The organism is Pseudomonas sp. D3-27 (assembly GCF_051132165.1).
Lineage (GTDB): Bacteria > Pseudomonadota > Gammaproteobacteria > Pseudomonadales > Pseudomonadaceae > Aquipseudomonas.
Genome location: NZ_CP071667.1, coordinates 4,924,086 through 4,938,639, shown reverse-complemented (window position 1 = coordinate 4,938,639; position 14,554 = coordinate 4,924,086). Strand labels below are relative to the sequence as shown.

8 protein-coding genes are annotated in these 14,554 nt (G+C 59.1%); 6 read left to right on the top strand and 2 right to left on the bottom strand.

What is annotated here, in order from left to right; all coding sequences use genetic code 11:
* Window positions 1-336 precede the first annotated feature (336 nt).
* The 5 genes from cobG to J3P92_RS22230 all read left to right on the top strand — a co-directional run bounded on the left by cobG (window position 337) and on the right by J3P92_RS22230 (window position 12,114).
* Window positions 337-1,656, top strand: coding sequence for a precorrin-3B synthase (gene cobG / locus J3P92_RS22250; protein ID WP_434649070.1), 1,320 nt, complete (start codon window positions 337-339; stop codon window positions 1,654-1,656).
* Complete coding sequence (locus J3P92_RS22245) at window positions 1,649-2,275, top strand: precorrin-8X methylmutase (RefSeq protein ID WP_434560877.1); 627 nt, start codon at window positions 1,649-1,651, stop codon at window positions 2,273-2,275. Before cobG ends, J3P92_RS22245 begins: the two co-directional genes overlap by 8 nt.
* Window positions 2,275-3,006 (top strand): precorrin-2 C(20)-methyltransferase, encoded by a 732-nt coding sequence (locus J3P92_RS22240; RefSeq protein WP_434651186.1) that lies wholly within the window; start codon window positions 2,275-2,277, stop codon window positions 3,004-3,006. Before J3P92_RS22245 ends, J3P92_RS22240 begins: the two co-directional genes overlap by 1 nt.
* Window positions 3,003-4,703 carry a precorrin-3B C(17)-methyltransferase gene (cobJ, locus tag J3P92_RS22235; RefSeq protein ID WP_434649068.1) on the top strand — a complete coding sequence of 567 codons (1,701 nt, stop codon included), beginning with the start codon at window positions 3,003-3,005 and terminating at the stop codon, window positions 4,701-4,703. The genes J3P92_RS22240 and cobJ overlap by 4 nt, the downstream gene beginning before the upstream one ends.
* Window positions 4,704-5,040: 337 nt before the next feature.
* Window positions 5,041-12,114, top strand: coding sequence for a TcdA/TcdB pore-forming domain-containing protein (locus J3P92_RS22230; RefSeq protein ID WP_434649067.1), 7,074 nt, complete (start codon window positions 5,041-5,043; stop codon window positions 12,112-12,114).
* Window positions 12,115-12,214: 100 nt separating this feature from the next.
* Here J3P92_RS22230 and J3P92_RS22225 read toward each other — a convergent pair whose 3' ends face one another.
* Window positions 12,215-12,877 carry a hypothetical protein gene (locus J3P92_RS22225; protein WP_434649066.1) on the bottom strand — a complete coding sequence of 221 codons (663 nt, stop codon included), beginning with the start codon at window positions 12,875-12,877 and terminating at the stop codon, window positions 12,215-12,217.
* A 223-nt stretch (window positions 12,878-13,100) separates the two neighbouring features.
* On the opposite strand from J3P92_RS22225, the gene J3P92_RS22220 reads away from it, so the two are divergent.
* A complete protein-coding gene (locus tag J3P92_RS22220; RefSeq protein ID WP_434607984.1) occupies window positions 13,101-13,925 on the top strand; it encodes a hypothetical protein in 825 nt (274 codons plus the stop codon).
* Between the two features lie 18 nt (window positions 13,926-13,943).
* Here the strand turns inward: J3P92_RS22220 and J3P92_RS22215 are convergent, their stop codons facing one another.
* Entirely contained in the window at window positions 13,944-14,540 is a 597-nt protein-coding gene (locus J3P92_RS22215; RefSeq protein WP_230148745.1) for a MarC family protein, read from the bottom strand.
* Window positions 14,541-14,554 lie beyond the last annotated feature (14 nt).

Sequence of the window (14,554 nt, the reverse complement as noted above, 5' to 3'; positions counted from 1 at the left end):
GTTCGGCGCACTGGTTGCGTCCGCGAACCGGGCCGCCATCATACCGCGCCCTGGCGGATCAGGCGTGGACCATCCCTTGTGGGAGCGAGCCTGCTCGCGATGCCGGCGTCACATTCAACACTCATTTTTTCAGGCTCACCGCTATCGCGAGCAAGCTCGCTCCCACAGTGTTCGCCTTTACTGAACAGCATTGCTCCCACAGTGGGATTTGTGATGGATACAGGATTTGTGTATGCACGATCGGCAATCCGACCAGCAAGCTTTTCATGACCCCAGGCAAAGCAGGCATAATGGCGGCCTTTCGCCGATGCGGCGCTCCTACTTGCCGGTTATAACTTGAACGAACGTCCGTCCTGCCACGTCATACGCCCCTCGGGTTGCCCCGGGTTGCTGCGTGTCGTCCAGGCGCTGGACGGTGGGATCTGTCGGATCAAGCTCGATGGCGGTTCGATCCAGGCGGACCAGGCCGAGGCCGTGGCATTGGTGGCCGAGCGGTTCGCCGGCGGTGTGATCGAGGCGACCAACCGAGCCAACCTGCAAGTTCGTGGGATCGGCCCCGAGCGCGACGCGCTGATCGAGTCTTTGCTGGCTGCTGGGCTTGGCCCTCGCAATCCGGCCGGCGATGACGTGCGCAATCTCATGCTCAGCCCCTCGGCCGGCATCGATCGGCGGATGCTCATCGACACTCGCCCATTGGCCGAACAGATCCTCACTACGTTGCAAACCCACGAACGTTTCCATGAACTGTCGGCCAAGTTCGCCGTGCAACTGGACGGTGCAGAAGCACTGGCGATGCTGGAACATCACCACGACCTGTGGTTGTCGGCGTTGGTACGCGATGGTGAGCCCTGGCTGGCCTTCGGCTTCGCTGGCGTCCCGCTGGACGAGCCGGCGGGACGGGTACCCCTGGCCGAAGGGCACGCCTTGGTGGTGGCGGTACTTGAGCTGTTCCTCGACCTGGCCCGCCCCGACCAGAACCGCATGCGTGAGTTGCTGGCTGAACTCTCCGCGGATGAATTCGTCACGCTTTTGGCCCGCCGGGTACCGCTGCAACCCTGCCCGGATTGGCGGCGGGTTGCTTCGACTGATGGCTTGCACATCGGTATTCATCCCCAGCATGACGAGGGCGTTTTCGTTGGCGCCGCGGTTCCCCTGGGCCGGCTCGATGCCGCCATGCTGCGCGGCGCGGCGCGGCTGGCGCGGGAGAAGGGCGACGGCAGCCTTCGTTTCACCCCTTGGCAAAGCCTGTTGCTGCCTAACGTTCGCGCCGATAACGCCGCCGGTGTACTGGCGCGGCTTCAGGCGCTGGGCCTGTTGGTTTCGGTCGATCAGCCCCTGGCGCAGCTCATCGCGTGCACCGGGTCCAGTGGCTGCGCCAAGGCCATGGCCGACACCAAGGCCGACGCTCACCAATTGGCGGAGCGGCTGCACCGCCGTGGCCAGGCGCTGAGCATTCATTTGTCCGGTTGCCCGCGTTCCTGCGCGGCGGCCCATATCGCGCCCGTCACCTTGTTGGCGGTCGCCCCCGGTCGTTATGACCTGTATTTTCGCGATGCGACGCTGCCGGGTTTCGGCGCGTTGCAGGCGCACAATCTGACTATCGAAGCGCTCGACCACTGGCTCGACGCTCATCCCCGGAGCCCCCTTGATGCTTGATTACATCCGCGACGGTCAGGAGATCTATCGCAACTCCTTCGCGATCATCCGCGCCGAGGCCAACCTGGCGCGCATACCGGCCGATCTGGAAAAACTCGCGGTGCGGGTGATCCACGCTTGCGGCATGGTCGAGGCGGTCGATGGCCTGCAGTTTTCCGAGGGCGCGGGCACGGCCGGTCGCCAGGCGCTGGCGGCCGGCGCGCCGATCCTGTGCGACGCGCGGATGGTTTCCGAGGGCGTGACGCGGGCTCGCCTGCCGGCCAACAATCCGGTGATCTGCACCTTGCGTGACGAGCGCGTGCCGGCGTTGGCCCTGGACCTGGGCAACACCCGCTCGGCGGCGGCCCTTGAGCTGTGGCGCCCACACCTGGAAGGCAGCGTCGTGGTCATCGGCAATGCTCCAACGGCACTCTTCTACCTGCTGGAAATGCTCGACGCCGGGGCGCCAAAACCGGCCCTGATCCTCGGTTTTCCGGTGGGGTTTGTCGGCGCCGCCGAATCCAAGGCGGCGCTGGCGGCCAACAGCCGGGGCGTGCCGTTCGTGATCATGCAAGGGCGGCTCGGCGGCAGCGCCATGGCCGCCGCCGCCGTCAACGCCCTCGCCACGGAGGTGGAATGATGCAGCAGCCAGGACGCCTGATCGGCCTCGGCGTAGGGCCCGGTGACCCCGAACTGATCACGGTCAAAGCCTTGCGCCTGCTGCGCGAATCGCCCGTGGTGGCGTACTTCGTCGCCAAGGGCAAGAAGGGCAACGCTTTCGGCATCATCGAGGCCCATTTGCAGGACGCGCAAACGTTGCTGCCGCTGGTCTATCCAGTCACCACCGAGGTGCTGCCAGCGCCGCTGTCCTATGAAGAGGTGATCGCCGACTTCTACGACACCGCCGCCGAACAGTTGGCCGTACACCTGGACGCCGGTCGCGACGTGGCGGTCATCTGCGAGGGCGACCCGTTCTTCTACGGCTCCTACATGTACCTGCACGATCGGCTGGCCGAGCGTTATGTCGCCGAAGTCATCCCGGGCGTGTGCTCGATGCTCGGTGGTGCCTCGGTGCTCGGCGCGCCGCTGGTCTATCGCAACCAGAGCTTGTCGGTGCTTTCGGGGGTATTGCCCCACGAGGAACTCAAGCGCCGGCTGGCCGACGCCGACGCGGCGGTCATCATGAAGCTGGGACGCAACTTCCCCAAGGTTCGACAGGTGTTGCAGGAGCTGGATCTGGATGGGCGGGCGTTGTATGTGGAGCGAGCTACCATGGCCAACCAGAAAATCGTCCCGCTGGATGAAGTCGAGCCGATGTCCTCGCCGTATTTCTCGCTGATCATCGTCCCTGGCGAACGGTGGCAGGGATGACGGCAAAAGCTCCTGCCATTGTCATTCTCGGCACCGGCAGCCTGGCAACGGCCCGGCGAATCCAGCAGCGTTATCCCGAGGCTTTGATCCATGGCCTGGCGGGCCGGGTCGAGGGTAGCGATCGGCCATACGCCGAGTTTGGCGCGACGTTGCGCCAGCTCTATCAGGAGGATTCGCCGATCATCGCGCTATGCGCGGCTGGCATTGTCATCCGCACGCTGGCGCCGCTGTTGCTGGAGAAGGGCGTCGAGCCGCCGGTGCTCGCGGTGGCCGAGGATGGCAGCGCCGTGGTGCCGTTACTGGGCGGCCTGGGTGGCGTGAACGTCATGGCCCGCGAGATTGCCGGGGCGCTCCAAGTCGCGCCGGCCATCACCACCAGCGGCGAATTGCGTTTCGGCACATGCCTGCTTAATCCGCCAGGCGGCTACAGCCTTGGCGACCTGGAGCAAGGCAAGCGCTTCGTGTCCGACCTGTTGGCCGGTGAGCCGGTGCGGATCGAGGGCTCGGCGCCGTGGCTGGACCAGGCGCAGTTGCCACAGGATGCACAGGCGCGGCTGGCGATTCGTGTCGACAGTGCCGCGGGCGTGCCGGCGGCGGATGAGTTGCGCATCTATCCGCGCAACGTCGTGATCGCGGTGAGCGCCGGCGCGTCAGACGATTCCACCGCCATTGTCCAAGCGCTGGCCCAGGCGGGGCTTGCAATGCAGTCACTGGCCTGCCTGTTGGCGGCGGACAGCGACATGGCGCGCCCGCAATTGCAGCAAGCCGCTTCGGCCTTGGGCGTACCGCTGCGATTCGCCGCGCCCGACGGCAGCGTCGCGCAGTGGCTGACCGGTGCCTTGGGGCAGCCGGTATCGATTCAGACCACGGGCAATATCGCCATTGCCGTGGCCGCACAACCCGTCGATCCGCAACGGATCGGCCGCGCGCGCGGACGTCTGGCGGTGATCGGTCTTGGCCCTGGCGCGGCCGAGCTGATGGTGCCGGCCGTGCGCGCCGAACTTGACCGCGCCACCGACGTGCTGGGGTATGAAACCTATGTGCGCATGGCCGGCCCTTTCCGTGCCGACCAGGTGCAGCATTGCACCGACAATCGTGAAGAGATGCAGCGCGCCCGGCACGCCTTTGAACTGGCTGCCCAGGGGCGATCGGTGGTGGTGGTGTCCTCGGGCGACCCTGGCGTATTCGCCATGGCGGCGGCCGTGCTCGAAGCGTTGCATGAATCCAGTGACCCGGGCTGGCATAACGTCGACTTGCAAATCCTGCCGGGCGTGTCGGCCTCCCTGGCCACCGCCGCCCAGGCCGGCGCGCCGCTGGGGCACGATTTCTGCGTGATGTCGCTGTCGGACAACCTCAAGCCCTGGTCAATTATCGAGAAGCGCCTGGCCCTGGCGGCGGAAGCCGACCTGGCCCTGGCGTTCTACAATCCGATTTCCCGTTCTCGCCCATGGCAACTGGGCCGTGCGCTTGAGATCTTGGCAGAACACCGCGCACCGGATACTCCGGTGGTCTTGGGGCGCGACATAGGCCGTCCCGGCCAGACATTGCGTGTTACGACACTGGGGCAGTTGACCCCGGAGCAGGTCGATATGCGCACGATGGTGCTTGTGGGTTCTTCCATGACCTGTGTCTTCCCTCGTGCCGAGGGTGGGAACTGGGTCTACACCCCACGGTGGTACGGCGATAAACCGCTCTGAATAAATCTGGCGGCCCGTTCGGGTCGCTGTCTTTAAGTTACCCTACTTTTTTTGAGTCTCGACCGATTAGTTGAGGCGAGTTAATTCAGGATAGTTGTCAGGTGTTGTTTGACGGTATTCGGCTGCCTCGCGGTGAAGTGTAACTGTTTAATGGTTTTATCTTGAATGATGATTGACGGAGCGATTGGTTGAGGTTCGCCCGGGTGACGGTTATGTTTGTGTCGTCAAATGTGAACTGTTCTATTGTTTTTTAAAAGTATGCGCGAGTGCAGGGAAGTGCTCGATTAAAACAATGCCCGCCCCGTCGGGCTGTTATATCAAATGGAATTGCCGTTTTATGAAACGATTCAAGGATTCACCCGTGAGGGATTACGCCACTTTCGACAAGTTGGTGGCGCGCGATGCGCTAGAGCGAATATTGACGCCTTATACAGGTACCGAAGGATACGACGCAGCGCTTAGATACTATGACAGCTGTGTCAAAACGCGAGATACGCCTGAAATGCTAACGCCTTTGGCGTTGCTGAAAAGAACCTTGGAGTCGCTTCAGGGGCAAAGCAGGCGTAGGCGTGCGTCAGAATCGTCTTCGGACCCGGCCAGCGAGGATATGGGCCTGAGGCGTAGTCACCGCAGGGTAGAAAGTTACGAAACGCGCCTGTCCAACCGTATTGAGTTAATGAAACAACCCGTCAGCGAAGTGCCACGAAAACTGCATTTTGTTTGGCTTGGCGGAGGCTTGGGCGACATTCAGCTGGATTACCTTCGCCTGTGGAAACAGGTAATGCCCAAAGATTTCACCGTGAATGTCTGGCATGACCCGGATGGGCTATTGGTACACGAAACTACGCGCATTATCGTTGAGGCGGCGAAGGCTGATACATGGGGTGGCGAAGAGCAGTCGGCGGCGTCTGGCGATGATCTGGCCACTCGCTACGAGATGAGAGTGACGGCGTTGAAGCGCCAGATGTCAATGCACATTGACCGAGCTATCAAACGGGGTAAGCGTGCGGACGAAGCACGCATCGACTTGTTGGTTCGCGGATATGAACGCGATGAAAGTGTTCTGCGCGCACTGAAGAATAAGAACGCTCATGTCATGCACGGTTTGAGCGACGAAGGCATGCAACTGCGCGACGTCCGTGAGCTTCAGGCTTTCCCTCGTCTGAGGGATTTTTATCATCGTGAAATGTCCTTGCGCGGTAACCTCGCGGCAGCCTCGGACATTGTGCGGATGCTGGTGGTGCATGACGAAGGTGGTATCTACAGCGATGTGGACTTCTTGCCGCCCTTTGTCCAAGGCGTGGCGGGCGTTGATATCAACCGTCTGGAGAAGCATCCACGGCTGGGCGCGTTGCAGTTGTTGCTCAACAATAATCCCGATTGGATGCCGGGTCGCCAGGCGCTGGCCGATCGATACAAGGACTACACCGCTGCCATCCCTGAAGAGCATCGCGGGGCGTTGGAACAATTTGCAAAAACTACCCCGTCGTTGAAGCAAGTGTTTGCTCCGTTCACGGATGACCGCGCGCGTGCCGACAGTTTGCGCCTGGCCCAAATCGAAGGGGGGGAATCCAATGCCTTGATTGTCAGCCATCCGGGGTCGGCTGCGGTCAATGCCATTATCGAGCGCTTCGAGATTCATCATCAGGCACTGCTCGCTGTTGAGCGCGAAGCCCGCAAAAATAATATCGATTTCCATGAGGCCAACCGCATCTTGAATCTTGCGGAGCGAGTCCTCAAGGTTGAATTCGATATCGTCGAGGAAAAGGTCAGCACTGAAGATAACCATGCCTTGAGGCTTCGCGTGGCAATAATGGACTATTTCAGTGACGGTTTACGTCCCCAGGCCCAGGGTTCGATATTCCTGACGGGGCCGGGCGCTGTGCGGGCGGGGCTGATGGAGTATGGGAGCAGATTTCTCACGCCACATGGGGCTCAAGCGCTACGCAAATCCATTCGGTTGAAGACGGGTTTCAACAACAATACGGAGGAAGAGCAGGACCATTCATGGAAGGAAAACATCGAAGACATGGACGCCTGGTTCGCAGCCGAAAGAGCTCGCTGGACGGAAGGCCGGATGCAAGCCCGCTACACCGCGAACCTGGCGGAACTGCTCAAGCCATACAGTATCGAGTTCGAGGAAGGCTGGCCGTTGATCGAGGGGCGCCATGTGCTTTCCACCGACGTGCTACAGCCACTCGCCGATGAGTTGGGTGAGCCCTTCATCACCGCGATGAGTCAGGGCCACACCGGTGAGGTGGTATTCGATGAGGTCATTCCCCTGGGGTTCGATGACCGCCAATCCATTCGTGCCCAAAGCAACGGAAAACTCATGCCAGCGCCACCGCGCGAACAGCGGGTGCAACCGTTATCCATTGGGCAACTCTTGAACGAGATGGCTGGCGGGCATCTTGACGTTCTCCAGTTGGGACCGCTGCAACGCGTTCAGGTTGGGGCATTGATCGGTTTGAAGAGGCTGGACAATGCCAGTTTCGACGCGGCTCGCCCGCAGTTGGAAAACCTGCTCAATGATTTCAAGAAACCCGGAACCCTGAACCGTTACACAGCAATCGAGCGCGCGTTATATGCGCATCAGGCCCCGGCGTTCCTGGCAGGGATTGAAAGTGCGGTGAACGGTGCTCCCCGGCATGACGAAACCGCGTTGGGGCTGAGGAGGTCCCTGCTCGAAAAGCCGTTGACGTTACGTCAGTGGGGTCAATACGTAGAGCGCGTCCAGCAGGCGGCGATGCATGAATACCGGAGCCAGATAGTCAGGCGGTTGAACACTGTTCTGTTTGCCGTTGACCCGAACGCTTTCAGGTCCGTACCACAGGATCTACTGTTCCAGGGCCCGGGTGATCGCGTAGCTGGGCGTTGCTACCCATTGTCCCTGGCCATGGCGGCTGCTTTTTCTCAGGGGGCGGATGCCATTCGAACCCTGTGTAATCGATTCGAGCTGGCGATCGCGGCATCTGACGAGGGGGACTCGCCTGATTTCATGAGCAGCCTGGAATCGTTGCGTGAGATGAAAGTGGACAACGTGGGTAATGCCCTCGAACGCGCTGATCTGGGTGAGGTCGTGCATATTCTGCAGAGCAAGACGGCCAGTACATTGATGCTCAATTCAGATAATCACGTCATGCTTGCCGCAAAGACTATCGAAGGCGGACACGAAACCTACCACTTCTACGATCCGAATTTTGGCGTGTTCGATTATCAGGACGCCACGGGTTTTACGAAGGCGCTGGAAGAATTTTTTATCACCCAGGGGATGGCCGCCCAGTACGGCGCATATGGCGAAGAGACTCATCCTTCGTTTGACTTGATCGAGCTGGATGGTAGCCGGGTGGCAAAGGAGGTATTACCCAATACGGTACGGGTTTCGCAGTTGTTGCAACCCGACGCCTTACGAGGCCAGTCGCAACGCTCTGTCAGGACGCGGATCGCCAGCGCCCGGGGACAATCGCTCCAGGACAATCCGCGACTTGGCAGCTGCTTGCTGGCCTTGGATGGCCATTGGTGGGCGCAACAGATCGCTGAAGCGACAACGCGTTTGCAACAGACGAGTGAGTCTGCCTCAAGCCTCGTACCGCTGTTCGACACTCTGGAGGGTGATCCGGACGGGACGTACCGGATAACCATGGTCGATCCGGCCGATCCAGGGCATCCGGTACAGATCAAGACCGATGACCATCGTCTCATGCGAATAAAAAACCACCTTTCGGAACGTTTCTCGACGTTGGCCAACCACCCCACCGCCACGGACGATGCCCATGCGGTGGGCGGCGTTCATACGTTGAACGCCGGTTTCGCCATACAGGCGTTGATGAACGCGCTGAGGGGACGGGAAGGGGCCGACCGTCCCCTCACCCTGGCGGTGCGATTGCATGCCTATGTCAATTATGCGCAAATGGCCCATGGCACTGTGGCCGACTTCGCCGGGCTGGTCGGCCTGGTCCGCAAAGCGTTGGATGAAGAGAAACTGATCGCCAGCACCGTCGCGCCGGTGGTCAAGGCCTCCGTGGGCGCCACTGTGAGCGAAGCGACGGGGGGGTTGCTGCAACTGGCGAATGTCGGGTTCGACATCTACCAATTGGCGACCGCGCATAACGATGTTGAACGCGCGCAGTTCGGCACCCAACTGGCTTTCGATTCGGGTGGCCTTGCATTGTCGGCGGGAGCCCTGATGGCTGGCGCCACGACCGGGGCGTTCCTCGGCAGCGCTTCCGTGTTGCTGGCGGGGCTGGGCGTCGGAGTCGCCGCACTAGCCCAAGGGTTTGCCATTATTGCCGAGGAAGCCAAGCAGGTCGGGTTGTTTTTCGATGAGGTGGCAAAAGCCCATTTGAACGCCTATCGGCTCGATGCGGCTCATGGCGCCTGGAAGCCACGCCCGTCGCTGATCATCGACGCCGTGAATCTGGCCGAGGGAACCCTGAACCTGGGCAGTCCCAAGCTGTATCCCTTGAACGATCATTTTGGCGTGCCATCGTTTTCGACCGACCGCGGCCAGCCGATCGATATCCGCGGGGAGCTGGACTTGCCGTCTCGAGTCAGCTTCACGCCGGCCGCCGGCCAAGCCATCGTCTTGCCGTGCATTCCGCAGACCTGTTACCGCTACGAATACAAGGCTCTGCCTTTTGCGAATTGGCGCCATGACACCGGTTTCGACACGGCGCGACGCCTGGAGAAAAGAAAGGCGAACGGCGAATGGCTGTTCCTTTTTTCCTTTTATTCGTTTCCCAGTGACTACATCCTCCATCGTCTTTTCGAGCCGGACTATAGTTCAACCACGATCGATGTAGTGCTGGATGATACCGATCGTTCGCTGGTGATCCCCGAGCTTCCGCCGATCTGGCACAAATTGATCACTTATCGCATCCAGGGCGCCGGCAAGCGGTGTGCGGTGCTGATCAACCCAGGTGTGAAGCTGGCTCTCGGTACAACGCAACCAGGTCATTCGACCTGGATACTGGACGCTCCCTGGGCCGAGGAAAGCGATATCAAGTTTCCATCCACGGAAAGTCTGGCCATTGGTGACGTTGAGGTGACATTCACTGCAACTGGGCGCCATGAGGTTTTGTTGCGGACCGCCCAAGGAAAAGTGTTCCAGGTAGACCGAGGCTCTCGCCAGCTCAATGTTGTCCTGGAAGTGGTGCCGGAGTGTCAGGGTCAGCAGGCACTGCAGGAACATTTCAAGGCCTTGAACCAACAGCACCGGCTGACGGCACCGTACACGCCGGTTCGTCAATACCTGATTCCGTTCGAAGACCCGAAACCCCCGCGACACGTTACGGCTTGGTACGACTCGAAAGAGGACCGTTTCCTCTACATGCGCAATGAAATCATAGGTGACGAACCGACATCGCTTGGGGCGGTGGTAAATGGTTGTGCCTGGTTCTATGACACGAAGGATGTGAGGATCTGGCAAGTCGACGCTAAGACAGGGCTGTTGATCCGACACTATTGGTTGTGGGGTTCAATAAGCGTAAAGGCGGTGATCAAGAGTGTCGAGGCAGACGCACAGGGGATCATCCATATCGTGCAGCGGATTACCCGCAAGGATGGCAGCACCGATGTTCTGGCTTATGTCATCCAGGATGAGAGACTGCTGCTGACTTCGATCACACGAGGTTTGGACCCCAATCTGGAAGCACTTCTGGGGAGCAGCGAAACCCTTCGCGACTGGTCGCAAGTGCTTACGGATGGTTTTGAATATTCGTCGTCGTTCGGAGGGATGCACACCTTCGAAACTGTCACCTGGCAACCGGCTCCCTTTGTATCGATCTGTTGGATGCTGGACGATGCAGACAGGGATATGGCGTGGGTGCGCTGGAGCGATAACCTGATCATTCGTCCCGTGCCGCCACCCAAGCATTACCGCGGCTGGCGTGACACGATCAAGGACGGGACCGAGCTGACCCTGTTGAGCCTGGCAGACGAAATCGATGCATTCATGATTTTCGACCGCCAATACCAGACGCTGTGTCGTCGCCAGCGCACCCTCGTCGATGGCAAAGCAGTTTGGTCCGATAGATGGCAGCAGAGGGGGAGCGTCGAGGATTTCGTCGCCACGGACAACGGGTACGCGGCCATGAGGACCGACGGCTTGTTCTTCAACCTGACCCGCCAGGGAGACCTTCGGTTTGGGGGCATAAACGAACATTGGTTCAAGGCGCCGCCGCAGAAACAACAGCATTGGTGGCCTGCCCTGGAGTCACTCGCCCGCAAGCAAAACAAAGATCGTTTCGACCTTCTGGGGCTGGTCGCTCCCGACGGCAAGACGAGGTTGTACGCCTGGTACATCGACAACAGGCTGCTGCTGGCTAAACCGGAGCACGCGACCGTCCTTCGTCTTTTGAACGTCACCCCGGATGGCGAGGCGGCCTGGTTGTTCGATATGTCCAATGGCGAGGTCCTTCGCCAGGCCCTGATCGATCATGAACAGGTGGAGCGCGCGTTCGGTCAAGGTTCGCAGTTGCTCCAGGCTGACGTGTTGGCTCCTGCGAAACGTGAGTGGGCGCCCTGGAAGTTCGTCAACCTGACGGTCGACGGACCGGGATTGCGTGGTGTCACCGAGGAGGGCCTGGTGATCATGCTGCGAGATCCTGGACACGCTTTGCTCACCGGAGTCACCCGTGAGTGGGTGGTCACCCAGGGCGGGCGAGAGCAAGAAGCGCTTGAGCGATTGGCGAGGTCCGTCGCCCATAGCGCCCTGTTGACGGTGGAAGTGCCTGATGGCCTGGCGTGGTTCGTCGCCGATACCGGGCGCATGATCCGGGTGCCCAGGGTTGCCTTCGCGCAAGGATTCGAGGTGCTTGGAACCCAGCACCAGACCAACGTGTTACTTCGCGAAAACAAGGATGGGAAACTGCTGACATACCCCCGCGAAGGGGATGCGGGACCGCTCAGCTATGTTCAGCGTGAGGGCGAGGTGCTGGTTGTCCAGAGCGCCGAAACGAAGATTGATGATCTGCCCGCGCTGCTTCCAGACGATGTGACAACGTTGGTCCTGCGCATGGGCGAAGGTGCGGTGACTTACCGACTTCCACCGTCCATCTGGTGGCAAGTCCAGTCGGTCATCCTTGACTGCCGGCCTTCATTGCCCGACAAGGCTACCGTTCCCGGCACGTTGGTCTGGGACCTCAAGGAGCCTGAGCAACTACAGTTGAGCATTGTCGATGAACACCTGGTGATTTTTGATCCGAACAGCGGACGCAGTGTGATTTGTCGTGAGGTGTTTGCCACCGATATCAGCTTGCGTGGCAATGTGCGGTTCAGTTTCGGCGGGGCTCGTTACTATTCCGTTTCGACATGGGTGACGCAGGTGGTCGCTTTGTCGGGTAGCCAGAGCATCACGCTAAAGGAGTTACTGGAAACATCGGCGGCGAGGGAAGTCGATTTGGCGGGTTGATCCCTGGCTAAATCGAGCGGTAAGAAGAAGGGCTGCGCATGTGATCCATTAGCAGCCCTTTTTAATGGGCGCTAAACGGATAGCGCCCCCTTGAGTTCCGTTACTGGCCGCTTATGCGGCGATTGCTTCGTAGGGAAAATCGTCTCATGACTTGCTCGTCAAGTTTCTTCCGGATTAATTCCCTTCGTGTGTCCAGCGTGCTTCTGTCAAGTCTCAAGTACGCTTTGCGTTGGATCACTCGGGCAGTGCGGTTTTCCCAGTTCCAGAACAAAAAACTGCTTCTTTTTACATTTACGCTCAGTTCGAGCTTAAACAGAGCGATATGCAGGTTGCCTTGTGAGTCGTACCGGGCCGGGACGATTTGAAATGACTCGCCCTGGAGCGTTTCCGTATCGAACGATAACAGGGCAGGACTGTTGGCCTTGAAGGTGTCCAATGTATCGATCATCGCATTCGCTTGCCGTGAATCACGCATGGCGTCGGCGCTTCGTACCAGGAACTCTGCCACGGAACCGGATAAAGAGTGTTGTGTGCTTTCGAAGATAGACCCGTCATAAAGCCCCCAGCCGAGAAAATTCAGTGTGTTGACATATTCGCCAAACCAATCGCGGGGGTTGGCGTGACGGAGATAGCCGAGGTCGGCCGATAGGGTGGCTATATTGGTGCAGTCTGCAATGTCGTCGTGGTCTTGTAGGGAAAGTGCCCCGATATATGAGAACAGATTCGGGCCCGTTACGAGTCCGGTTAATGGTTTGTCGGCCATGACAAAAATTTCCTTCATTAGAGAGGGTGGGTTAGTTGAAGGGCTACTATCGCAGAGTGTTTATAAAGGTAGGAATGATAGTTGTCGTCTAAATATGTTTTTGGCGGTGGTAGGGGTGGTGCGACATATATCGTATTTGCTTTTTGATTGTGAGTTTGGTTGTGCGTGGTTTAGATTGTTTTTTGTCCGCAGGAGCGGTCAGTCATTAAAAAAGGAAAGTAGTATGGAAAAGTTTGATAGTGTCGTTAGCGTTGCGCAAAGTTTGGAGTTGGTGAGTGCTCGCATCAATAGGCGGAAGGCGTTGGTTGATACCGGGCGGCGTACGCGCAGGTCCGTTATGCAGACAGTGCAGGATAATCCCAACAAGGAAATGGATGCCTTGATGCTCGGGGATGCACTTTTGGGTTATGGCAATAATATGTCGCTCAATAACATGGCGATCATGGAGAACCTGATCACCATGTCAATCATGGAGGCCAACTATGAGGTGCCTGGCGGCAAGAATACTCATGGCTGGTATGAGGCTTTCATTCGATGCTTGCAGGATCTTGGCTGCTTTGTGGCCGATGACGGCTACTCGCGCTATTCCGAAAATTCGCTACAGGTGGATATGGACAATGTCATCAGCGACATCGTCAAAGGAGTTATCGATGGCGTGAAAGCCAGCCTACCGGCGGCAACGGTACTTGGTGCGGTGGTCAGTACGACAATTGATGGTTTGAAGCAGGACAAGGAGACCATTGACCTATTCAATACCCAAGTCAAGTCCGCCGATGGTGCGCGCCTGTCTGTCCTTCCTTGTGAGCAGTTACCCAACGGTATTCTCATCGCATCCTCCAGTTCGATAAAACAGACCGGCTCCTCAAGTAACGGTGGCGTTCTTTTCGTGAACTGGCGTGCGTCGGCACGGGATATCTTCCGGGGCAAATCGTTCGTGACCTTCAACCCGGAACGTTACGAGGCACTCAGGAACGATATTGAAGGGTATTTGGGCAAGCATCGCAGGGAAGTTCTTAGTAAACGCTTCAGCCGCCGCAAGAGCAGCTAATTCCTTTCTCGGCCAAGGTCACGGCACCAGATAGCCTCTCACCCCGGTAAAAATGATCTGGGCCGCCAGCGCACAGACAAACAACCCCATCAGCCGGCTGACAATCTGCAAGCCCTGGTCGCCGAGGATTCGCTCGATGCGGCTGGACAGGTAGAGCACCACGCCAACGGTGAAGCTGGCCAGGGCGATGCTGATGATCGCCATGAGCTTGTCGTCCCAGTGCGGCTGGCTTACGCCCATCACCAGCAGGGCGCCGATGGTGCCGGGGCCGACGGTCAACGGAATGGTCAGCGGGACGATGGTCACGTCCTGCTGAACATTATCGGTTTGTACCGCCGATTTGCCCTGGGCCATGCCCAAGGCCGAAATGAACAAGACGCTGCCGGCGCCGATACGGAACGCATCCACCGTGATGCCGAACACGCTGAAGATCACCCTGCCAAACAAATACAGCAACACGCTGGAAACCAGCGTTGCGGTCGCGACTTTCCAGGCCAGGCGACGCTGTTCCTTGCGGGAATAGCCGCGTGTCAGGCTGATAAAACACGACAGCACGAAAAAGGGGCTGTAGAGCACCAACATTTTCAGGTAAACGCTGAACAGCACATGGAGCATGGTCAAGGCTCGTG